This window comes from Paenacidovorax caeni (assembly GCF_001298675.1).
Classification (GTDB): Bacteria; Pseudomonadota; Gammaproteobacteria; order Burkholderiales; family Burkholderiaceae_C; genus Paenacidovorax; species Paenacidovorax caeni.
Window position 1 is genome coordinate 1 of record NZ_CYIG01000044.1, and the last position, 22433, is coordinate 22433.

A 22433-nucleotide genomic window follows, 5' to 3' on the forward strand; every position below is an offset into this window, starting at 1 on the left:
GCATCGAATTTTCATTCAATCGCAACTCAAAGCAATCTTTTTTCTTTACCGCCAGAACCTCAAGCCCTAGCAGCGAAGCCCTCGATCATAACACAGAAAATTTACCGCGCAACAACCAGAAGAAGATCAACCTACTCCGCCACCGCTTGCGACTTGTTTACACAAGCGCCGCAGCAACGAAGAGGCGTGACTATAGCACGGGTTTCACACTGTTTTCACAAACGCCCCCCGCTTTGACAACGCCCCATTCGCGCAGCGCTCGATAATCCCGCCCATATGGCACTCATCACACTCTTAGACGCGCAACTCGCCTTCGGGCATGTGGCCCTGCTGGATCACGCCAGCTTCTCACTGGAAGCCAACGAGCGGGTCGGCCTGATTGGTCGCAACGGCGCCGGCAAATCGTCCTTGCTCAAGATCCTGGGGGGATTGGCCCATCCCGACGATGGCGTGTTGCAGGTGCAGCAGGGCCTGCGTATTGCCTATGTGCCCCAAGAGCCTGTGCTCGAGCCCACGCACACTATCTTTGAAGCGGCCTCCACGGGACTTTCATCGGTCATCGCGTTGCGTGAGCAGTACCTGTCGAACGCGCCAGGCCTGGATCTGGACGCGCTGCAGTCACAAATTGAGGCTGCCGACGCCTGGAATTGGGAGCAGCGCGTGGAAGAAACCTTACACCGCCTGCACCTTGAGCCCCAGGCGATTGTCGGCACGCTTTCCGGAGGGACCCGCAAACGGGTTGCACTGGCCCAGGCGCTTGTCGCCAGGCCAGATGTGCTGCTCCTCGACGAGCCTACCAACCACCTGGATCTGGACTCGATCACGTGGCTTGAAGATCTGCTTCTGGCATTCAAGGGCAGTGTCGTCACCATCACCCACGACCGCGCTTTCCTGGACCGGGTTGCCACGCACATCGTCGAACTGGATCGCGGCCAATTGCGCTCCTATCCTGGCAATTTCGCCCAGTACCAGTTTCAGAAGGAAGAGCAGCTGGCACAAGAGGCTGTCATCAATGCGCGGGCCGACAAGCTCCTGGCCCAGGAAGAAATCTGGATCCGGAAAGGGGTCGAGGCGCGGCGCACGCGCAGCCAAAGCCGCATCAACCGGCTGGAGCAGCTGCGCGTCAACCGCGCCGAGCGACGCAATGCGCTGGGTCGGGTGCGGATGGACATCGATGCAGGCACCGGTGGCAGCTACCAGGGCAAGATCGTGGCTGAGCTGGCGGGCGTGCACAAAGCGTTTGGCGACAAAGCAATCGTGCGCGACTTCTCGGGCACGATCCTGCGTGGCGACAAGGTCGGGCTGATCGGCCCCAATGGCGCTGGCAAGACCACCTTGCTCAAGATGGTGCTGGGTGAACTGGCACCCGACAGCGGGCAAGTACGGCGTGGCGCCAACCTGCAGGTGGCCTACTTCGACCAGATGCGCCACGCCATCAACCTCGACGCCACGCTGGAAGATTTCATCAGCCCCGGCAGCGAATGGATCGAGATTGGTAGCCAGCGCAAGCATGTGAAAAGCTACCTGGGCGATTTCCTGTTTTCCCCTGCCCGTGCCCATTCGCCGGTGCGTTCCCTCTCGGGCGGCGAGCGCAACCGGCTGCTGCTGGCGCGCCTGTTCGCCCGTCCGGCGAATGTGCTGGTGCTCGACGAACCGACCAACGACCTGGACATCGACACGCTGGAACTGCTGGAAGAGCTGCTCCAGACCTACGATGGCACCGTGTTCCTCGTGAGCCATGACCGCGCCTTCCTGGACAACGTCGTCACCAGCACGATTGCCTGGGAGGGCGACGGCCTCTGGCGCGAATACGAGGGCGGCGTGCAGGACTGGCTCACCCAGTCCCAACGCAGCCGCACGCCTGCGACTGCGGTCAAGCCCATCGCTCAGAGCAAAAACGAGCCAAAAGCCACACCAGACAAGCGCGAGCAGCTATCAAAAAAGAAGCTAAGCTACAAAGAGCAGCGCGAACTCGAGCAGTTACCCGGTCAGATTGCTGCCTTAGAAGCAGAACAACAGGCGATCCGCGGAGAACTGGCGGATGGCACCCTTTACGCCAAGGATGGCATCCGCGCCGCCGCACTACACCAGCGGGACGCGGAAATTGATGACCTGCTGCTGGAAGCATTGGAGCGCTGGACCGCGCTCTCAGAATAAGGCAACGGCCCGCGCCTCAGATGCGGTGGTGCATCCGATCCGTCGTGCTGCGCAGGCGGGTCACCAAGGCCCCAGCGATCTGCGTCAGCGGCAGCACTTCATCGGCAGCGCCGTGGGCTATGGCCTCGCGCGGCATGCCGAAGACGATGCAGCTGGCCTCGTCCTGCACATAGTTGTAGCTGCCCGCATCCTTCATCTCACGCATGGCCACAGCGCCGTCAGCACCCATGCCGGTCAGCATGACGCCGTAGGCATTGCGCCCCGCCACCGCGGCCACCGATTTGAACAGCACCTCCACCGAGGGCTTATGGCGGTTCACCGGGGGGGCGTCATCAACCACGGCGACATAGTTAGCGCCGCTGCGGGCAATGTGGAACTGCGTTCCCCCCGGGGCAATGTAGGCATGGCCCGGCAAAATCCGCTCGCCGTTGACCGCCTCCTTCACTGTGATCTGGCACAGGCTATTGAGGCGTGCAGCAAAGCTGGTCGTGAAACCGGGCGGCATGTGCTGCGTGATGACGATGGCAGGCGAATCCGGCGGCATGCGCACGAGCACCTCGCGAATGGCCTCGGTCCCGCCCGTGGATGCACCAATCGCAATGATCTTCTCCGTCGACAAACGGCCCAGCAGGCCCGAAGGGGACGCAGGCGGGATGGCTGCAGCAGCTGGCGCGCCGGCCACACCGACGCCAGGACCGGGGGGCGGTGCCGCCACCCTGTGCACACGTGCCACGGCAGCGACACGGATTTTGTCGACGATCTGCGATGCCAGTTCGTTGAGCCCACTGGCCAACCCGACACGTGGCTTGGCCACAAAATCCACCGCCCCCAACTCCAGCGCTCGCATGGTGACTTCTGCGCCGCGTTCGGTCAGTGTTGAGATCATCACCACCGGCATCGGCCGCAGGCGCATCAGGCGCCCCAGGAAATCGATGCCGTCCATGCGCGGCATTTCAACGTCCAGCGTGATCACGTCAGGGTTCATCTCACGGATCATTTCGCGCGCCACCAGCGGATCATTGGCCGTGCCGATGCACTCCATGTCGCGTTGGCGGTTGATGATTTCGGCCAGCAGACTGCGCACCAGGGCAGAGTCGTCCACCACGATGACCCGGATCTTCTTGTTCATTCCCAAATTTTTCCTCTAGCCACTTGCTTCAAAACAGATCCACGGAGCCACCCGATGTGGCCTTGGCCACCGTGGCAGCGTTGCCGCGCACTTCCTGCGCCAGTGCTTCAGGATGGGCGTGTGCCAGCCGCTTCACCATGGCCTTGCCCGTCGCGGGAAAGAACACGACCTTGCGGGGATAGATGTCCAGCACATCCTCCGAAACGATGGGGATACGCTCGGTTTGCAGGTAGTTGACGACAAAGCTCGTGTTGCGCTCGCCCACGTTCATGGTCGTGAAATTGGCCATAACCTGGCCGCCGCCGAATATCTTGGCCTGCATGGTTTCACGGCGTGCGCCCAGCTTGAGCATTTCGTTGATCAGCAGTTCCATGGCGTACGAGCCATAGCGCCCCGACACGTCGGTAGAGTCGCTCTCGGGCAGCATGAAATGGTTCATGCCGCCAACACGCGCGCGGCTGTCCCACAGGCAAGCGGCAATGCATGAACCGAGCACCGTCATGATGACAATGTTCTCACCCGAAACGAAGTATTCGCCGGGCAGCACCTTGACCGCGTTGAACTGGAAATGGTGATCAAAATAGAAAAAAGAGGCCTCGCCCGGCTTGCGCGCACGCGCCTTGAGATCCTGCAGAGATACTTCGGGAACCGTGCGGTTGCCTTGGGTATAAATATCGGCGCTCAATGGCGCGATGCGTGGCGCACGGCGGCGCTCCATCCCACTGGAAAGTGCGCCAGCGGAAGGCGTTGAACCAGGGGTGAGAGACGTCATGATGCCCCTCCAGCAGAGCCAGCTTCAGTACGGTCAGCGGCGCTCATAAACAGTCTTTCCGCGCAAAGTGAAGAGATCGCGCGATTCGCTGAAATTTTCGGCGTGGCCAACGAACAGCATGCCACCGGGCTTGAGTACGCGGTGAATGCGTTCCAGAACACGGCGCTGCGTCTGCGCGTCGAAGTAAATCATCACGTTGCGGCAGAAAACCACATCGAAAGGCTCACGGAATGGCCAGTCGTCACGGATCAGGTTGACGCTCATGAACTCGATGGCCTTGCGCAGCTCGGGCTTTGCACGAATCATTCCTGCATTCGCGCCCTTGCCGCGCAGGAAAAAACGGTGCAAGCGCTCTTGGCTCAGCCCCTTGGCGCCATCCAGGCGGTACACCCCCTCTGCCGCCTTGGCCAGCACACGCGAATCAATATCGCTCGCCGTCAGCTTGAACGCGGCATTCAATCCCAGGGTTTCCAGCGCCGTGATAACGATGGAGTAAGGCTCTTCGCCCGTCGATGCCGCGTTACACCAGACACGCCACGAGGAACCCGCAGGACGGGTTCGCAAATGGGCGGCAAAGATCTCGAAATGGTGCTGCTCACGGAAAAAGGCCGTCAGGTTGGTGGTGAGCGCGTTGATGAACTCCTGCCACTCCGGCCCATCATGCGTTTCCAGCCACCCGAGGTAATCGCTGAAGCTCGTATGCCCCGTCTCGCGCAGCCGCCGCGAAAGGCGGCTGTAGACCATGGCATGCTTGCCGTCATGCAGGCTGATGCCCGCGCGCTGGTAAATCAGCGATTGCACCCGCGCAAAGTCGGCGGAAGTCCAGACGAATTCGCGCCCATGGGCCAGGGGCCCCGAGACGGCATCGGCATCATCGTCGGAGCGGGCGGAGGCGAGGTTCTGGCGCATGACGGTATGTACGTCAGTCTTCCACCGCAACCAAGCCCATGTCGACGCTAGACATCAGCTTCTCAATGTCAAGAAGGATCAGCATACGCTCCCCCACCGAGCCCAGCCCCAGAATGCAACTGCTGTCGATAGCGCTCTCGATGTCCGGCGCGGAGCGCATGTTGTCGGGCGACAGCTCCATCACGTCGCTGACCGAATCAACCACGATGCCGACCACCCGGTTGCGCAGGTTCAGGATGATGACCACGGTGAAGCTGTTGTAGTCCGCCTTGGAACAGTTGAACTTCAAGCGCATGTCAACGATGGGCACGATGGTGCCGCGCAGATTCACCACACCTTTGATGAACTCGGGCGCGTGGGCGATGCGGGTCGGCGGCTCGTAGCCCCTGATTTCCTGCACCTTGAGAATGTCGATACCGTACTCTTCTTGGTCAAGCCGGAACGTCAGGTATTCGCGTGCGCCGGTAGCGGCCACTTCTGCGCTCTGGGTCACCACAGTCATGTCATATCTCCTTGTCATGGCCTGCACCATGCCTGGCATGGTGCAGGGGTTCATGTGTCATCAATGGCGCGCGCGGCGCACCAAGCTGCTGGTATCCAAAATCAACGCCACCGTGCCATCGCCGAGGATGGTGGCCCCGGACACGTTGGCCACCTTGCGGTAGTTGCTTTCGAGGTTCTTCACCACGACCTGGTGCTGCCCGAGCAGTTCGTCCACCAGCAGTGCGATGCGGCTTCCATCAGATTCGACCACCACCATGATGGTGCTGGATTTGTCCTGATCCTGGCGCGGCACCTGGAACACCTTCTCCAGCGAAATCACCGGCATGTACTCGTCGCGCACTTTCACCAGCTGCGAACCCTGCGCGACAGTGCTCACGTCATCGGGGTTGACTTGGAAGGACTCGACCACCGAAGACAACGGCAGGATGTAAACCTCATTGCCCACGCCCACGGACATACCGTCCATGATCGCCAATGTCAGCGGCAGGCGCACCGCCACACGCATGCCATAGCCTTCTGCCGAATCGATTTCGACCGAACCGTTGAGTGCGGCAATGTTGCGCTTGACCACGTCCATGCCCACGCCGCGCCCGGATACATCCGTCACCACCTCCGCAGTGGAGAAGCCGGGCGCGAAAATCAGCTGCCAGACCTCGCTGTCCGGCATCGCGTCGGAGACATCCATACCGCGCTCGCGTGCCTTGCGCAGAATTTTCTCGCGCGACATGCCCTTGCCGTCATCGCGCACTTCGATCACGATAGAACCACCTTGGTGCGATGCCGACAAGGTGATCGTCCCGTGCTCGGGCTTGCCCGCAGCAATGCGATCCTCGGGGGCCTCAATGCCGTGGTCCACACTGTTGCGCACCAAGTGCGTCAAGGGATCCGTGATCTTCTCGACCAGCCCCTTGTCGAGCTCCGTGGCCTCACCCAGCGTGACCAGATCAACCTTCTTGCCCAGCTTGTTCGCCACGTCACGCAGCATGCGCGGGAAGCGGCTGAACACGATCGACATCGGAATCATGCGGATGGACATCACCGACTCTTGCAGATCGCGGGTGTTGCGGTCCAGGTCGGCCAATCCTGCCAGCAGTTGCTGGTAGGCCGCGGGGTCGAGCCCTTGGCTGTTCTGCGCCAGCATGGCCTGGGTGATGACCAACTCGCCTACCAGGTTGATAAGCTGGTCCACCTTCTTTACGTCCACGCGAATCGTGGTCGACTCCATCTGTGCGGACTTGGCATCGCCCGCGCGCGGCGCTGCGGCGCGGGCTCCGGACGCATTGGCGACGGCCGGCGTCACCGCCACCGCCTGCTGCTCCGCAGGCGCACCCGGTGCGCCTGGGAAAAAGCCGTAGGGTACGCTACCGCTTGCCATATCAGGCACTGCTTGTGCAGCAGCATCCGCGTGCTCTGTCTCCATCCGCACGGCCTCAGCCAGGGGACGGATTTGAACCTGCTCCTTGGCTACGTGGAAGGCGAACAGGTCGAGCAAGTCATCGTCCGTGGAACTGGTCTGCACCGCATAAAGGCGCGTCTGCGGCACGGTGGCCGGCAAATCCTCGATGGTTCCCAGTCCTGCGATATCGCGGAACAGCTCCTTGATGGCGTCGGCCTGCTCCAGACGCTCCAGCGGCCCAATCTGGATTTGCAATGCCCGCGCCGCCCCACCAGCGGCAGCAGGTGCCGGCGCTGGTGCTGGCGTAGCAGCGGGCGCAGGCGCAGGCGCTGCCACGGGGGCAGGTGCAGGGGCCGGAACTGGTGGCACTGGCGCAGTGGCCGTCGGCGCCTGGCCGGCAGCGAGTTCTGCAATGCGCCGCACCAGATCCGCCGTGGACACCGCCTCGCCCTGTCCACCCGACTGGTGACGCGCCAGCAGGCTGCGCGACGCATCAGCGGAATCCAGCAGTACGTCAACCATGGCGGGAATTGGCTGCAGCTCATGGCGACGCAGACGGTCGAGCAACGACTCCATCTGGTGGGTCAGCTCCGCTACGTCGGAAAAACCAAACGTGGCCGCTCCGCCCTTGATCGAATGGGCGCAGCGAAAGATGCCGTTGAGTTCCTCATCATTCGCGGCGCTCAGATCGAGATCGAGCAGCATCTGCTCCATCTGGTCGAGGTTTTCACCGGCCTCCTCAAAGAAGATTTGGTAGAACTGGCTCAGGTCGAAATCTGCACCTGCGCCTGCTCCTTCGTTATGGGTATCCGCCATCTGGGCTCCTGCTGTGTCCGGGGATTCTGCGCCTTCGCGTTTCAGCGAATGACCTTCTGAATGACTTCAATCAAGCGATTGGGATCGAATGGTTTGACCAACCAACCCGTGGCGCCCGCAGCCTTACCCGCCTGCTTCATCTGGTCGCTCGACTCCGTCGTGAGTATGAGAATGGGCGTGGTCTTGAAGCGTGGGTGCTCGCGCAGCTTGCGTGTGAGGCCAATGCCATCCAGGCGCGGCATGTTCTGGTCAGCCAGCACCAGCGCCACCTCGTGGGTTTCCGCTTTTTCCAGTGCATCCTGGCCGTCCACGGCCTCCACCACGCGATAGCCCGCACCAGTGAGGGTGAAGTTCACCATCTTGCGCATGGAAGGCGAATCGTCAACAGCGAGAATCGACAGCATGTAGGACTCCAACGAGACTTGTATAGATAGGTTTGGAACGGCAGACGGGCTCAGAACAGGTCTATGGAACCTGCATCCATTTCACTCTGTGTCACGGGATTGGGGCGCTCGGGCATGATCTCGGCAAAGGAAACAGCTTCCTCGCCCTCCTCCTGGCCCATCGCCTCGGAGGCAAGCCGGAAGGCGCAGCCCTGCAGCACCTTGGTGGTATGCCAGATCAATTGCGACGCCATGTCGTGAAACTGTAACTCCGTCACCGCCTTGCGCAGTGCAGCACGCGCAGCCAGGAGTTCAGGCGAAGTGCCGACCACGCTATCCGTCAGCAGGCCATTGGCCTCGCCGAAACATTCCAGCAGATTGTCGGTGGCGTGGCTAAGCAATCCTTCCAGACGCTGCAGGTCGTGCATGACGACCAGCAGGGAGTCCTGCAGTTCCGCCGCCACCATGACTGGCACCTGAACCGCTGGCACTCCCGATGTTGTTAGCGAAGATTGCATCATTCCTCCCCCGCTGAGGGGCGTGTCGACGGTCAGCCATTCCCGCGGAGCAAACGCCTGAAGGCTTTGTTCCAAGTTGTATCCTATGATAGCGCCCTATGGGCCATACAGTACCGGATCGACCCTTAGAACATTGCGCGTGACAGCACCATGGAGACGTTCCGGCGCATTCTGCACATCGAAGACTCCCTGGCTGACCACCAGCTTGCCCGCATCACCCTGCAGCGCAGCGGCGCCCGCTTCGACATTGTCCACATCGACAGCCTGCAGGCGCTGCAGCAGCTCGAACTCCACGCCTTTGACCTGATTCTGGCCGATTACCGCCTGCCAGGCTTCACTGCGCTCGACGTGTGGGCGCACGTCGCCAGCCAGCCCGGGCATCCGCCGTGCGTATTGCTGTCGGGCGCCATCGGCGAGGCGGCGGCCGTTGACGCCATGCGCCTGGGGCTGAGCGACTACCTGCTCAAGGACGACATCGCCCGCCTGCCCCATGTGGTGGCGCGCGCCATCGAGGTGCACGAAGCGCGCCAGGCGCGCGAGCAGGCGGCCGCGGAGTTGGCCGCGTCCGAGCGTCGCCTGGCAGAGCTCACGGAACATTTGCAGCGCTCCATTGAGGCCGAGCGCGCAGCCATCGCGCGCGAGATCCATGACGACATCGGCGGCGCACTCACCGCCGTCAAGCTCGACCTGGCCTGGATCGGGCGCCATGCGCCCGAAGGTGGCATACAGGCACACACCAGCGCAGCGCTGGAGATGCTGCAGCACGCCATTGGTGCGAGCCAGCGCATCATGATGAACCTGCGCCCACCCGTGCTGGACCAGGGTCTGGTGGCTGCGGTGAAGTGGCTGTCCGAGAATTTCGAGCGACGCACAGGGGTGGCCGTGCAACTGCGCAGCAGCGCCCCCGCGATCGACGTGCCCGCCGATTTGCAGCTCGTGGCCTACCGCACGGCGCAGGAGGCGCTGACCAACGCAGGCAAGTACGCCGGTGCGCGCCAGGTGCGCATCGACCTGTCGGACCATGAGGGCGTGCTGACCGTAGAAGTCAGCGATGACGGCTGCGGCTTCGCGGCCGAGGCGCGTAGCAAGCCCAAGGCCTTCGGCCTGAGAGGACTGCAAGAGCGCGCGCGCACCGTGGGGGGCTGGCTGGACGTGAGCAGTCGGCCAGGCCAGGGCACTTCGGTGATCGTCTCGCTGCCGCTACCATCGCCTTCCACCGACCCCACGCCCAAGGAGAGCGCCCTGTGATCCATGTCGTGCTGTGCGATGACCATGCCGTGCTGCGGCGCGGCATCCGCGACACCCTGCTCGATGACCCCGACATCGAAGTCACCGCCGAGGCCGGCGGCTATTCCGAGCTGCGCGAGGCGCTGCGCCACGCGCCGTGCGACGTGCTGCTGCTGGACATCAACATGCCCGGCCGCAACGGCCTGGAAGTGCTGGCCAGCCTGCGCGAGACACACCCCGGCATCCGCGTGCTCATCGTCTCGATGTACCCGGAAGACCAGTACGCGCTGCGCTGCCTCAAGGCCGGCGCGCACGGCTACGCCAACAAGGCCGGCGATCCGACGCACCTGGCCGCCGCCGTGCACACCCTGGCCCAGGGGCGCAAGTACCTCACGCCGGAAGTGGCCCAGCTGCTGGCGAACAGCCTGGCCGAGCCCACGCCCGAGATGCCGCATGAAACTTTGTCCGAGCGCGAGCTGCAAACGCTGGTCAAGATTGCCTCGGGCAAGCGCCTTTCGGACATCGCTGAAGAACTGATGCTCAGCCCCAAGACCGTGAGCGTGTACCGCGCGCGCGTGCTGGAAAAACTTCAGCTCACCAACAATGCGGAGCTCACCGTGTATGCCATCCGCAACCAGCTGGTGTAGGGTCGGCTTCAAGCAAAATTAGCCTCTAGCCCTTTCCCAGCAAGCGCTAGCAGCTATGGTTTTTGAAAGATTTCGATCGCCAGCTGCAGCAGGGACAGCAACGGCTGCTCCAGCATCGGCAGCGTAGCCGCGATGCCTATCAGGCCCACCGTGAGCGTGACCGGAAAGCCGATGGCGAAGATGTTCATCTGCGGCGCCACGCGCGAGATGATGCCCAGCGTGAGGTTGACGAACAGCAGCAGCGCGATCATGGGCAGCGCCAGCCAGAAGGCGCTGGAAAACAGCGCGCTGCCCAGCTCATACAACCGCATCTGCGCCAGCGACTCCAAGAAATTCCCATTGGTCGGGAAGTGGTCGAAGCTCTTGACCACCGCCATGAGCAGCAACAGGTGGCCGTTAGTGACCACGAACAGCAGCAGCACCATGCGGCTGAAGAAGCGGCCCACGGCACTGATTTGCCCACCGCTGGCCGGGTCAAAAAACGCGGCGAAGTTCAGCCCCATCTGCAGCCCGATGAACTCGCCCGCCAAATCCAGCGCCGCAAACACCACACGCACAGCAAAACCCATAGCCATGCCCACCGCCACCTGCTGCGCTGCGGTCCCAAGCGCCTCTGGGCTGTTGACGCTAATGACTGGCTGGCCTGCCAGCATAGGCTGTGCGCACAGCGATACGAACAGCGCGAAGCCGACCTTGGCACGCGTCGGGATCACACGCAGCGAGAACACCGGCGCCGTCGAAAACATCGCCAGCACGCGCAGGAAAGGCCACAGCAGCGGTGACAGCCAGGCCATGATCTGGCCCTCGGAAAAGGTGACCACGTCAGAACGCGTGAATGAATCCGGCCTGCCCGAGCAAGCCGCGAAAACGCGCCCGCTCTAGGCGCAAAGTGCAGCCATGGCGCGGGCTATGGCGAGCATTTGCAACGACGATCGGGTGTGTTTTGGCCGAATGAGCGGGCATGGCGGGTTCTTTCACACGTTTCTCAGCCCAGCGCAGTGGGCAGCGATTCGATGGTGCGCCGCAGGTAGTCCACCAGCGTGGTCAGCATCCACGGTCCAGCGATGGCGAACACCACCAGGGCCGCGATAAGCTTGGGCACGAAGGCCAGCGTCGCCTCGTGAATCTGCGTCACCGCCTGGAACACGCTTACCAGCAGCCCCACGGCCATGATGGTGCCCAGCAGCGGCATGGCCACCATCAGCAGCAGAGTGAGGGCCTCATGGCCGATGGTGAGCACCATTTGCGCAGTCATGATGGTTTCTCCTTCAGGTGGCGAAGCTCGCCGCCAGCGAACCGATCAGCAGGTTCCAGCCATCGGCCAGCACAAACAGCATCAGCTTGAACGGCAGCGCCACGAGGACGGGCGAGAGCATCATCATGCCCAGCGACATCAGGATACTGGCGACCACCATGTCGATGACCAGAAACGGAATGAAGATCATGAAGCCGATCTGGAACGCCGTCTTCAGCTCGCTGATGACGAACGCCGGCACGATGACGCGGAACGGCGCCTGGTCCACCGTCACACTGGGGTCCAGTTTGGCCAGGCGCGCAAACAGCGCGAAATCGGACTGCCGCGTTTGCTTCAGCATGAATTCGCGCATCGGTGCCTGTGCCTTGTCCACCGCTTGCTCGAACCCCAGAGCGTTGGTGGAATAGGGCAGGTAGGCCTCCTGGTACACACGGTCGAAAGTCGGCCCCATGACGAAGAAAGTCAGGAACAGGGACAGGCCAATCACCACCTGGTTCGGCGGTGCCGACTGCGTCCCCATCGCCTGGCGCAGCAGCGACAGCACGATCACGATGCGCGTGAAGCCCGTCATCATGAGCAGCACGGCCGGCAGGAAAGACAGGGCCGTGAAGAATAGCAACGTCTGAATCGGCACCGAGTAGCTGGTGCCGCCACTGCCCGAGCCGACCACGAGGGGCAGCGCCCCTGCCCCCCCCTGCTGGGCCCAGGCCGCACCGGCCGTGGCGGCCAGCAGCCCCGCCAGTCCCCAACGCCCCGCGCTACGCATGGGCATCCTTTGCGGGCAGTGCTTGCGCGGCGGCCATCTCAGTGGCAAACGAAGCCGGTACCAGCGCAGCGCCGCCCGCAGGCAGCACGTGCAGGCACTGGATCTGCTGCGCCGTCACCCCGAGCACGAGCACGGCACGCTGCCCCTCGTGCTGGACTTCCACAGTCACCACGCGCTGCTGCGGCCCCACGGCCACCTGGGTCAACACGCGCGAACCCGCACTGCCGCCGCCCAGGCCCGCCTGGCGCAACTGCAGGCGGCGCACCAGCCAGGGCAAGAAGGAAATCGCCACCACAAAAAGAACCACGACCGCCAGGGTCTGGGTCATGGTGGAACTATCCACGGCTGACACGGCGCAGTCGCTCAGACGGCGTCACCACGTCCGTCAGACGGATACCGAACTTGTCGTTCACCACCACGACCTCGCCCTGTGCAATCAGGTAGCCGTTGACCAGCACGTCCATAGGCTCACCCGCCAATGCGTCAAGCTCGACCACCGAGCCCTGCGCCAACTGCAGGATGTACTTGATCGGCACCTTGGTGCGCCCCAGCTCGACCGACAACTGCACCGGAATGTCCAGCACCATGTTGATGTCGCTGACAGGCACGTCGCCACCGCCGGTGGACGTGAAGGGGCGCGATGCACCGCCGGACAGCGGCCCGCCCTGCTCGGACATATCGGCTGCCGCCGCGGAGGCCTGCTTGTCGTCCGCGCTTTTCTGCTCTTCCAGTGCTTCGGCCCAGCCAGCGAACGGATCGTCGCCGCCATCGGGGTTGTTGTTTTCTTCAGTTGCCATGCTTTTCTCCCAGCCAGCTCATATCGGAGCCACGCAGGCATTCCTCGATGCGGATGGCGTATTTGTCGTTGTGCGTCCCGTACTGGCACTCGAAGACCGGCACCCCGCCAATAGAAGCGCGAATACGCGGCTGGCGGTCGAGCTCGATGAAGTCGCCTGGCTTCATGGCCAGGAGTTGCTCCACCGTGGCGTCAGCACGGGCGAGCTCTGCCACCAGCGTCACTTCGGCGGCCTGGATTTCGCGTGTCAGCAGCTTGACCCAGCGGCGATCCACCTCGATGGCATCACCCTGTACGGTCGAGTAGAGGACGTCGCGGATCGGCTCCAGCGTGGCATAGGGCATGCAGATGTGAATGGCCCCCGACAGGTCGCCAATTTCCAGCTGGAACGCCGTGGAAACGACGATCTCGCTCGGCGTGGCGATGTTGGCAAACTGCGGCTGCATTTCAGAGCGCTGGTAGGACAGCTCCAGCGGATAAATGCCCTGCCAGGCCTTCTTGTACTCGCCCGCAATCACGTCAACCAGGCGGTTGATAACGCGCTGCTCGGTGGGTGAAAAATCACGCCCTTCGATGCGTGTCTGAAACTTGCCGACGCCGCCATACAGCGTGTCGATGATGCCGAACACCAGCGAGGGCTCGCACACCACCAGGCCATTGCCGCGCAGCGGCCGGATCGCCACGATGTTGAAATTGGTCGGCACCGCGAGCTCGCGCAGGAAGGCGCTGTAGCGCTGCACCTGCACCGTGCCCACCGAGATCTCGGGGCTGCGGCGAATGAAGTTGAACAAGCCAATGCGGAAGTTGCGTGCAAAACGTTCGTTGACGATTTCCATCGTCGGCATGCGCCCGCGAACGATACGCTCCTGGCTGGAGATATCGTAGTTGCGGATCGCGCCAACCTCGATCTGCTCCTGAACCGACTTCTGGCTCTCGCCCGTGACCCCTTCCAAGAGGGCATCGACTTCTTCCTGGGAAAGAAAAGCGTCACTCATGCCTGGCTCCCTTCACGGTTTGGCTCATTGAATGATGAAGCTGGAGAACAGCACCTGGCGTACCGGGTTCTGGCTCTGGCGGCTGCGCGCTGGCGGCTCCTCCGCGCCATCTTCCTCCAGCTCTTCGGGCGCGGGCTTGCGCGGCTTCTTCGGTACGCGGAAGCCCAAGGGGCGAGATACTTCTCGCAGGATATCGGTGGCCAGTTTTTCCTTGCCTTCGCGCGTCAGCAACTCTTCCGCCGTACGCTGCGAAACCAGGAGCAGGATGGCGCTGCGGATCGCCGGCAGGTACTGCTTGACTTGCTCAGCCGTCTTGGCGTCCTCCAGCTCCAACGTGATACCAATCTGCGCAAAGCGGTCACCGCCGGGATCCGCCAGGTTGACCACCATGTTTTCGATGGGCATGAAGGTCGGCGCCACCTTGGCGGCCGCGGCCTTGCGCGGCGCAGGAGCACCGTCCTCTTCTTCGCCACTGTGCCGCCCGAGCATGAACCAAGCCGCCGCGCCCCCCACGACCACAAGCAGCGCCACGATGGCGCCGATCACGATCAGTTTCTTGTTCGACGCCTTTTCCTTGGCGGGAGCGGCAGCAGGCGTTTTGTCGGACACGGTGGGAATTCCTTGCGATGGGGCGGGCAGCCAAGGGCCGCATGGTGTCCATTATTGGACGGGGTGCGCCCGATAATAGCCAGAATAAACGCCGCAAACCACGGCTTTCACCGCCGTTCGCCCCCAACGCCCCAGGGCTCAAACAAAGACGTCGAGGCCGCCCCGTCCCTGCTGCTGCGCAGTCGCGCGCGCGCCGCTCACGGCTCCTTCCACGCCCGGCACGGCCACCTGCGCACGCCCTGGCTGCCCCCCCTGGCGCTGCCCAGGTTCGCGCTGGCTGCCTCCGCTGGCGGAGCTGTCCACCGTGGCGCCGGCCAGCACCAAGCCCTGGCTTTGCAGCAGCTCGCGCAGCTGCGCCATGCTGGCGTCGAGCGCCTCGCGCGTTTGCACCTGGTCACTGCGGAACACCACATGCGCCTCATTGCCGGACACCGACACACGCACCTGCACGGGCTGGCCGTCGCGGTCCAGCGTCATCTCGGCGCTTTGGTTGTTCTGGTTGATCCAGAAGGCGACCTGCTCGGCCATCTGTTCGTCTGCGGCCTGCTGCGTGGCGTCCGCAGCCACGCCACTGCCATCAGGCATGAGCGCGCCCGGTTCAAAAACCTGCTCCGCACCGCCCACCGAGGCATGCGCGGGCTGCGCCCCCCCTTCCCCTGCGCCGCCTTCGCGCGCACTGCTCTGACGCCCTTCGGACGATGCCGACGCCGCATCCTGCAAGCCCGCCACCAGTGCGGCGGCCGGGTCCCCCGGCATGGCCGCCAGGCGTTCCATGCCGGCACCGGGAAGCATGTCACGGCGCTCCGTGCCCGGCTGAGCCACGGTCGCAGGGCCCACCGGCGCGGCGGCCGCCAGCAGATCGACGCCCGCCTTCTTGTCGGGCACCACGGTGGCATGCGCTGGCGCCGCCTGCGCCCCTGCCGAGCCGGTGGCGGCCGCGGCCGCGTTCCAGCCCATCCAGCGGGCAGTGGCGCCTTTGCCAGGTCCGCTCCCCGCCAGCCCGGGCGGGTTGTCCACGGCCTGCGTCAAGTCGGCGGCTTTGTCGATGGAGGCCGTCTGCGCCACCAGGCTGTCGGGCGCCTGCGCACCCAGCGCCGCCACGGCATTCCAGGCGGCGGCTGCCGCTTGCAGCGGTGCAGCGCCCTGGCCTGTCGCGCCATTGCCACCGGCGGCTTGGGCGGCTGCCTGGGCCACAGCAGCCGCATTCCACGGCTGCTGCGGGGACGGCCCCCACAGGCCCGCCGGGTCTTGCGCCAACCCGCTAGCGTCGGCGCCGGCGCCCTCATCGTCCGCCAGCGGCAAGCCCCCCTCCTGCGCCAGCAGGCCGTCATCGCCCCCCAAGGCGGCCAGTAGCGCCGCGAATGCATCCTGCGGGCTTTGGGCGCCAGTGCTGTCGGCTCCCGCGGCCTTGGCACTGCCGCGCGTGGCGCGTGCGCCCTGTGTGGCGGACGTGCCATGCTGCGGCGGGCTGGAAGTTCGTACGGTTTCCATGGTCATCACTCCTGGGGCCCCATCCCCCGATTGGCCACCGTCAGGCGCAGGGAGGCGCGCTCGTCGGTCTGTTTCTGCTCCCGGCGCATCTGGGCGATGGCCAGTTCATGCTGCTTGCGCTCCACCACCTTGCGCAGACTGGTCAGGCGCAGCTCCGCCTGCAGCAAGGCCTGGCGCGCCTGCTCGACGCGCCGCGCCTGATCCTGCACCACGCCAGACTGCAATCCGATGGCGTGCTCCAGCTTGCCGATGAACTGGTAGTGGTGGTACATCACCTCCGGCTGCACCGTGCCGCCCTCGCGCATGCCCCAACGGCCTTGCGTTTCTTGGGCGTAGCCGCTGAGCTGCTCCAGCTGTGCCTGCCCGGCCTGCGCCACGCGCTGCATGTCCTGCAGCACCTGGCGTGCGGCATCGCGCTTGCGCGTGGCGGCTTCCACGGCGACGTTCAGGGCGTTGAGCGATGACATGGTGGCGTCCTGCGGCGAATCATTGCGCCAATACGGCTGCCATGGTGTTCAGGCTGTCGTCCATGGTCGCGCCCTCGAACATGCTTTGCTGCAAAAAGCTCGCCATGGCGGGCTGCAAGCGGATGGCCTCGTCAAGCTGCGGATCGGAGCCGCTCATATAAGCGCCCACCTGCACCAGGTCACGGCTCTTCTGGTAACGCGAGTAGATGGCGCGGAACTGCCGCGCCATCTCAAAGTGCTCGCGTGTGACCACGTTGTGCATGACGCGCGAGGCCGATTGTTCGATGTCGATGGCCGGAAAGTGCCCGGTTTCCGCCAGCGCGCGCGAGAGCACGATGTGGCCGTCCAGAATGGCGCGCGCGGCGTCAGCAATCGGGTCCTGCTGGTCATCGCCCTCGGACAGCACGGTGTAGAACGCCGTGATCGAGCCCACGCCGTTGAGGCCGTTGCCGCTGCGCTCGACCAACCCGGGCAGCTTGGCAAAGCAGCTTGGCGGATAGCCCTTGGTGGCCGGCGGCTCGCCGATGGCCAAGGCGATTTCGCGCTGGGCCATGGCGTAGCGCGTGAGCGAATCCATCAGCAGCAACACATGCTTGCCCTTGTCGCGGAAGTGCTCGGCGATCGCCGTGGCGTAGGCTGCGCCCTGCATGCGCAGCAGCGGCGGCGCGTCGGCCGGGGCCGCCACCACCACGGCGCGGCCACGGTCCTCGGCACCCAGAATGTCCTCGACAAATTCCTTGACCTCGCGGCCGCGCTCGCCGATCAGGCCCACCACGATCACGTCGGCCTGGGTGTAACGCGCCATCATGCCCAGCAGCACGCTCTTGCCCACACCAGAGCCGGCAAACAAGCCCAGGCGCTGGCCACGCCCTACGGTGAGCAGGGCGTTGATGGCGCGCACGCCGGTATCGAGCGTTTCGCGCACTGGCGAGCGCTCCATGGCGTTGATGGGGCTGCGGTCCATGGGTTCGGCCATGACGTGCTGCAGCGGGCCCGCATGGTCGAGCACCTGGCCTTGCGAGTCGACCACGCGTCCGAGCAGCCCGTCACCCAGCGGCAGGCGCAGCATGCCGACGGCGAGCGAGGGCACCTCGGTATCGCCCAGCTGCGGCGGCGGCACATAGGGCTGCGCCGGGGTCACGCGCGCGCCGCTGGACAGGCCGTGGATGTCGCCCGCCGGCATGAGAAAAGCGCGCCCATCAGAAAACCCCACCACCTCGGCCAGCACCGGCTCCTGGCCCGGCATCTGCACCTGGCACTGCGAGCCCACGGGCACGCGCAGCCCAGCGGCCTCGAGCACCAGCCCGGTGAGGCGGCTCAGGGTGCCACGCGACTCCAGCGCCAGCGGCTGGGCCACGCGCGCGCGCGCATGGCCAAGGAACTCGCCCCAGATGGCATCGCCCTGGATGGCGCTATCGGCCGGCGCATGCGATTCAGGCATGTTTTTGGCCTCCAGCCCTTGCTGGGCAAGCGCTAGCAGCTATGAATAAGATAGTTGACGCATTCATTCCTGCGTCTCCTGCCAGCTCCCCACCAGGCCCAGCGCGGCCACGGCACGGCGCCAGCGCTTTTCCATGCTGCCGTCGATCACGGTGCCGGCCGCTTCGACCTGGCAGTCGCCCGCAGCCACCGCCGGGTCGGGCTGCCACTGCACCTTGCCCTGGGCAAACTCGGCGCGCAGCGGCTGCTCCAGGACGGCCCAGTCGGCCGGGTTCAGGCGCACCGTGGCCGGGCGGCCTTCGTTGACCAGCATATCCAGCGCCTCGCGCACCACCGGCAGCAGTGCCTGGGGATCGCTGGCGAGTTCGCGGCGCACCACCTGGCGTGCGATGTCGCAGGCCAGCTGCAGCAGCTCCTTGGCCATGCGCTGCTGCAGCGCGCCCAAGCTCGAATCCAGTGCGCGCACCAGCGCGTCCAGGCGCTCGGCCGTTTCACGGCCCGTGCCAGCCACGTAGTCGTCCAGGCGCTGCTGCCATGCCTGCGTGGCCTCCGCCGCACCCTGCGTGCGCCCTTCCGCCAGGCCTTGCGCGTGGGCCTGCTCGCGGGCCTGCTGCAGCAGCGCCAGGTGCTCGTCCTCCGGCACCATCGGCACGACGGGCTCCAAGGGCACGCCTGGCAGCGGCTCCTCCGGCACGGGCTCGGGCTCGACCGGGGGCAACGGGGGCGCCGAGCCATCGACGGCGGAAAAGCTCCATTGCGTGACCGAGCCCGCCTCGATCTCCTCCTTGGGGATGAAGCGTGAATAGGCGCGGGCGCTCGACGGGCTCACCATGGCTGGCCTCGCGCTGCAGGGTTATCAAACCAGCGCGTCATCTGCACCGCCTCCGAGCACAACCTGCCCTTCTTCCGCCAGGCGGCGCACTGTCTTGATGATTTCGCGCTGCTGCGCCTCCACTTCGGACAGGCGCATGGGACCGCGCGCCTCCAGATCCTCGCGCAGCGCCTCGGCAGCGCGCGAGGACATGTTCGCCAGGATCTTGTCGCGCATCTCGTTCGACGCCGCCTTGAGCGCAACGATGAGCGTTTCGGACGCCACCTCGCGCAGCACCATCTGAATGGAGCGGTCGTCGAGCTTGCCGATGTCCTCGAACACGAACATCTTGTCCATGATCTTCTGCGCCAGATCCGGGTCGTAACTGCGAATGGACTCCAGCACCGACGCATCCATTCCCGAGCCCAGCAGGTTGATGATCTCAGCCGCCGTCTTGACACCGCCCAAGGAGCTCTTGCGGATCTTGTCGCCGCCGGCCAGCACCTTATAAAGCACCTCGTTCAGGTCTTTCAGCGCCGTGGGCTGGATGCCTTCGAGCGTGGCCACGCGCAGCATGATCTCGCTGCGCTGGCGGTCGGTGAGCTGCATCAGGATGGCCGAGGCCTGCTCCGCGTCCAAGTGCACCAGGATGGCGGCGACGATCTGCGGGTGCTCGTTGCGCAACAGCTCCGCCACTGACAGTGGATCCATCCACTTCAGGCTCTCGATGCCGGACACGTCGCCGCCCTGCAAGATGCGGTCGATCAGCAGCGTGGCCTTGTCGTCGCCCAGCGCGCGCTTGAGCACCGAGCGCACGTAATTGCCGGTGTCCGACACCAGCAGGCTCTGTGCCGCAGCATCATCGGAAAAGCGGCTGACGATGGCATCGACCTTGTCGCGCGAAATGGCGCGCATGCGCGCGATCGTCTCGCCCAGCTTTTGCACTTCCTTCGGAGAGAGGTGCTTGAACACCTCGCCCGCAGCCTCCTCGCCGAGGGAGATCAGCAAAATGGCAGCATCGTTGAGGCCTTCTTCATCCATGGCGTATTCATCCAGAGCAAAGGGCAGAGCTTACCCGGCACATAGGGTCCGTCCTGAAGGTCACGGCGCCTCGCCATTGACCCAGGTTTTCAAGATGTTGGCCACGGCGATCGGGTTCTCCTTGGCCAGCAGGCGGGCTTCTTCCAGGCGCAGTTCCTCGGGCGTCGGTCCGGGATCGACCACCTTCTTCGGCGGCAGCGCCGGGCGGCCCACGGTTTCGTCCTCCAACGCATCAAGTTGCGTGCCCGGCAGCGCGCCGGCGGCAGCCGCCGCAGCGATTTCCGCGGGCTTGGGCTGGCGCAGCGCCGGGCGCACCAGGCCCAGCAATACCAGCAGGGCAAACAGCACCATGCCCACAGGCCAGGCGAAGCTCTTGGCCAGCTCAATCGTCTCGGGCTGCTTCCACAGCGGCAGCGGCTCTGCCGGTTTGGCATCGGCCAGGAACGGCGTGTTCATGAGGTTGACCGAGTCGCCGCGCTCCTTGCTGTAGCCGATGGTCTCGCGCACCAGCGCGGTCATCTGCTCCACCTGCTCAGAGGTGAGCGCCTTGGCCTGGGGCTGGCCCTTCTCGTCTGCGCCCGGCTGGTAGTTCACCACCACGGCAGCCGTCAGGCGCTTGATGCTGCCGGTGCCGCCGCCGGTGCGCGTCACGCGCACGGTCTTGTCGACTTCGTAGTTGGTGATGGATTCGCGCTTCACCCCACCGCCCGACGCGCCCCCGCCCTGGCTGCTGGCCACCGAAGGCGCAGGGTTGGCGCCGTTGACCGGCGCGCTCGAAGTTTGCGGCGGCTGGTTGCTCACCGCGCCGGGAATGCCGGAAGGCATAACGCTGCCAGACCCACCCGTTTCCACCACCTGCTGGCTGCGCACGGCGCTGCTGTCTTGCGACAGATTGGGGCGGTGCTGCTCAGACGTCTGCTCGGTCTGGCTGAAGTCGACCTCGGCCGTCACCTGCGCCTTCACGTTGCCCGGACCCACCACGGGCTCCAAAATATCGAGGATGCGGCGCGTGTACTGCTCCTCCAGCTTCTGCACATACTGCACCTGCTGCACGTCGATGCTGGAGCCACCGTTACCCTGCCCATCGGGCGACTGCGACAGCAGCTTGCCCGAGTCGTCGAGCACGCTCACGGCCGTGGGCGACAGCTCAGGCACGCTGGACGCCACCAGGTGCACGATGCCCGCGATCTGCGCGCGGTCCAGGATGCGCCCCGGGTACAAACTCAGCAGCACCGAGGCCGAAGGCTTCTGCTGCTCGCGGAAAAAACCGTTCTGGTTTGGCAGCGCCAGGTGCACGCGCGCGCTTTGCACCGACGAAAGCGCCTGAATGGAGCGCGTCAGCTCGCCCTCCAGCCCCCGCTGGAAATTCAGCCGCTCTTGGAACTGCGTGACGCCAAACTTGGCGGTTTCCATCAACTCGAACCCGGTCACCGACCCCTTGGGCAAGCCCAGCGTAGCCAGACGCAAGCGCACGTCGTGCACACGCTCGGTCGGCACCAGGATGGCGCCACCGCCCTCGGTGTACTTGTAGGGCACGTTCATCTGCGCCAACTGGGCCACGATGGCGCCGCCATCCTTGTCGCTCAGGTTGGAAAACAGCACACGGTAGTCGGGCTGGCGATTCAGTACCACGGCCGCCACCACCGCCGCCACCAGCAGCACCACGGCCGCAGCCAGGCGCATGCGCTGGCCACGGTCGAGCGCCACCAGGCGCTGGCGCAAGGCAGGCAGGCCCGCTTGCGGCACAGGCGCGGGCGCGTTCTCGGGAATTTCGGCAACGGCGGACATGGTGCTTGGCGATTGTCAGGAACCACCGCCCAGGCAAGAGGGAGCGGTGCGTCGATTATTCGGGCGGCGCCCCTTGGCGTTTGCCCGATAAGGCGCGCAATTGTCCATCTATTCCCACAGATGCACAGCGTGCACTGGCCCTAGGATTGCGCCATCCCAAGCTCCAGTATTCCGAACGCCATGGACCTGCGCATCAACAGCACGACCACTGCCCCCCTGGCGGGCGCCGGTTTGGCGCGCCGCGCAACCGGGACCGAGGCCCCCGTGGGCAAGGAGGGCTTTTCCTCTGCCTTCAAGAACGCCCTGCAATCCGTCAGCCAGGCACAAAACCAGGCGGCCGATCTGCAACGCGAAGTGCAGCTCGAAAACCCCTCCGTCAGCCTGGAGCAAACCATGGTCGCCATCCAGAAGGCACAGATTGGCTTCCAAGCCACGCTGCATGTGCGCAACCGCATGGTGCAGGCCTACAGCGACATCATGAACATGCAGGTGTAACCACCACCCCACACAACAAAA

At 64.5% G+C, this 22433-nt stretch carries 25 protein-coding genes; 5 read left to right on the forward strand and 20 right to left on the reverse strand.

Annotated features, from left to right (window positions below; translation table 11 throughout):
- Together BN2503_RS21040 and BN2503_RS15475 are read left to right on the forward strand one after the other, a co-directional pair.
- A partial coding sequence (locus BN2503_RS21040; RefSeq protein WP_233495100.1) for a hypothetical protein occupies positions 1-266 on the forward strand: 266 nt, incomplete at its 5' end.
- A 10-nt stretch (positions 267-276) separates the two neighbouring features.
- Positions 277-2157, forward strand: coding sequence for an ATP-binding cassette domain-containing protein (locus BN2503_RS15475; RefSeq protein ID WP_054257540.1), 1881 nt, complete (start codon positions 277-279; stop codon positions 2155-2157).
- A 16-nt stretch (positions 2158-2173) separates the two neighbouring features.
- On the opposite strand, the gene BN2503_RS15480 is transcribed toward BN2503_RS15475, so the two are convergent.
- Genes BN2503_RS15480 through BN2503_RS15510 form a run of 7 tightly spaced genes read right to left on the reverse strand, consistent with a single transcriptional unit; the run spans position 2174 to position 8584 of the window.
- Positions 2174-3286, reverse strand: coding sequence for a protein-glutamate methylesterase/protein-glutamine glutaminase (locus BN2503_RS15480; protein WP_054257541.1), 1113 nt, complete (start codon positions 3284-3286; stop codon positions 2174-2176).
- Positions 3287-3314: 28 nt separating this feature from the next.
- Entirely contained in the window at positions 3315-4058 is a 744-nt protein-coding gene (gene cheD / locus BN2503_RS15485) for a chemoreceptor glutamine deamidase CheD (RefSeq protein WP_054257542.1), read from the reverse strand.
- 33 nt (positions 4059-4091) lie between these two features.
- Positions 4092-4967: a CheR family methyltransferase gene (locus tag BN2503_RS15490; RefSeq protein WP_054257543.1), complete on the reverse strand. Its 876-nt coding sequence runs from the start codon at positions 4965-4967 to the stop codon at positions 4092-4094.
- A 13-nt stretch (positions 4968-4980) separates the two neighbouring features.
- The gene (locus BN2503_RS15495; RefSeq protein ID WP_054257544.1) at positions 4981-5469 is read right to left on the reverse strand and encodes a chemotaxis protein CheW; all 489 of its coding nucleotides are present in this window, start codon (positions 5467-5469) and stop codon (positions 4981-4983) included.
- 60 nt (positions 5470-5529) lie between these two features.
- Positions 5530-7683 (reverse strand): chemotaxis protein CheW, encoded by a 2154-nt coding sequence (locus tag BN2503_RS15500; protein WP_054257545.1) that lies wholly within the window; start codon positions 7681-7683, stop codon positions 5530-5532.
- A gap of 41 nt (positions 7684-7724) precedes the next feature.
- Positions 7725-8087: a response regulator gene (locus BN2503_RS15505; RefSeq protein WP_054257546.1), complete on the reverse strand. Its 363-nt coding sequence runs from the start codon at positions 8085-8087 to the stop codon at positions 7725-7727.
- Between the two features lie 50 nt (positions 8088-8137).
- The gene (locus BN2503_RS15510; protein ID WP_054257565.1) at positions 8138-8584 is read right to left on the reverse strand and encodes a hypothetical protein; all 447 of its coding nucleotides are present in this window, start codon (positions 8582-8584) and stop codon (positions 8138-8140) included.
- 150 nt (positions 8585-8734) lie between these two features.
- Here BN2503_RS15510 and BN2503_RS15515 point away from each other — a divergent pair, with 150 nt between their 5' ends.
- Both BN2503_RS15515 and BN2503_RS15520 read left to right on the forward strand, forming a co-directional pair.
- Positions 8735-9832, forward strand: coding sequence for a hybrid sensor histidine kinase/response regulator (locus BN2503_RS15515; RefSeq protein ID WP_054257547.1), 1098 nt, complete (start codon positions 8735-8737; stop codon positions 9830-9832).
- Entirely contained in the window at positions 9829-10458 is a 630-nt protein-coding gene (locus BN2503_RS15520) for a response regulator (RefSeq protein WP_054257548.1), read from the forward strand. Before BN2503_RS15515 ends, BN2503_RS15520 begins: the two co-directional genes overlap by 4 nt.
- A 53-nt stretch (positions 10459-10511) precedes the next feature.
- On the opposite strand, the gene fliR is transcribed toward BN2503_RS15520, so the two are convergent.
- The 13 genes from fliR to fliF all read right to left on the reverse strand — a co-directional run bounded on the left by fliR (position 10512) and on the right by fliF (position 21917).
- A complete protein-coding gene (fliR, locus tag BN2503_RS15525) occupies positions 10512-11279 on the reverse strand; it encodes a flagellar biosynthetic protein FliR (RefSeq protein WP_054257549.1) in 768 nt (255 codons plus the stop codon).
- Positions 11280-11443: 164 nt separating this feature from the next.
- Complete coding sequence (gene fliQ / locus BN2503_RS15530) at positions 11444-11713, reverse strand: flagellar biosynthesis protein FliQ (protein WP_054257550.1); 270 nt, start codon at positions 11711-11713, stop codon at positions 11444-11446.
- Between the two features lie 13 nt (positions 11714-11726).
- Entirely contained in the window at positions 11727-12479 is a 753-nt protein-coding gene (fliP, locus tag BN2503_RS15535) for a flagellar type III secretion system pore protein FliP (protein ID WP_054257566.1), read from the reverse strand.
- The gene (locus tag BN2503_RS15540; protein ID WP_054257551.1) at positions 12472-12807 is read right to left on the reverse strand and encodes a flagellar biosynthetic protein FliO; all 336 of its coding nucleotides are present in this window, start codon (positions 12805-12807) and stop codon (positions 12472-12474) included. The genes fliP and BN2503_RS15540 overlap by 8 nt, the downstream gene beginning before the upstream one ends.
- Positions 12808-12814: 7 nt before the next feature.
- A complete protein-coding gene (gene fliN / locus BN2503_RS15545) occupies positions 12815-13276 on the reverse strand; it encodes a flagellar motor switch protein FliN (protein ID WP_054257552.1) in 462 nt (153 codons plus the stop codon).
- Positions 13266-14270, reverse strand: a complete 1005-nt coding sequence (gene fliM, locus BN2503_RS15550; RefSeq protein ID WP_054257553.1) for a flagellar motor switch protein FliM — start codon at positions 14268-14270, stop codon at positions 13266-13268. The genes fliN and fliM overlap by 11 nt, the downstream gene beginning before the upstream one ends.
- Positions 14271-14294: 24 nt before the next feature.
- Complete coding sequence (locus BN2503_RS15555) at positions 14295-14879, reverse strand: flagellar basal body-associated FliL family protein (RefSeq protein ID WP_054257554.1); 585 nt, start codon at positions 14877-14879, stop codon at positions 14295-14297.
- A 138-nt stretch (positions 14880-15017) separates the two neighbouring features.
- Positions 15018-16370 carry a flagellar hook-length control protein FliK gene (locus BN2503_RS21045; RefSeq protein WP_233495101.1) on the reverse strand — a complete coding sequence of 451 codons (1353 nt, stop codon included), beginning with the start codon at positions 16368-16370 and terminating at the stop codon, positions 15018-15020.
- Positions 16371-16375: 5 nt separating this feature from the next.
- The gene (gene fliJ / locus BN2503_RS15565; RefSeq protein ID WP_054257555.1) at positions 16376-16837 is read right to left on the reverse strand and encodes a flagellar export protein FliJ; all 462 of its coding nucleotides are present in this window, start codon (positions 16835-16837) and stop codon (positions 16376-16378) included.
- A 19-nt stretch (positions 16838-16856) separates the two neighbouring features.
- On the reverse strand, positions 16857-18278 hold the full coding sequence (gene fliI, locus BN2503_RS15570) for a flagellar protein export ATPase FliI (RefSeq protein WP_054257556.1): 1422 nt from the start codon (positions 18276-18278) through the stop codon (positions 16857-16859).
- A gap of 63 nt (positions 18279-18341) precedes the next feature.
- Positions 18342-19109 (reverse strand): FliH/SctL family protein, encoded by a 768-nt coding sequence (locus BN2503_RS15575; RefSeq protein ID WP_054257557.1) that lies wholly within the window; start codon positions 19107-19109, stop codon positions 18342-18344.
- Between the two features lie 24 nt (positions 19110-19133).
- Positions 19134-20129, reverse strand: a complete 996-nt coding sequence (gene fliG, locus BN2503_RS15580; RefSeq protein ID WP_054257558.1) for a flagellar motor switch protein FliG — start codon at positions 20127-20129, stop codon at positions 19134-19136.
- 60 nt (positions 20130-20189) lie between these two features.
- The gene (fliF, locus tag BN2503_RS15585; protein WP_054257559.1) at positions 20190-21917 is read right to left on the reverse strand and encodes a flagellar basal-body MS-ring/collar protein FliF; all 1728 of its coding nucleotides are present in this window, start codon (positions 21915-21917) and stop codon (positions 20190-20192) included.
- 180 nt (positions 21918-22097) lie between these two features.
- Between fliF and fliE the strand changes: the two genes are divergently transcribed.
- On the forward strand, positions 22098-22412 hold the full coding sequence (gene fliE, locus BN2503_RS15590; protein ID WP_054257560.1) for a flagellar hook-basal body complex protein FliE: 315 nt from the start codon (positions 22098-22100) through the stop codon (positions 22410-22412).
- The last annotated feature ends 21 nt before the right edge of the window (positions 22413-22433 follow it).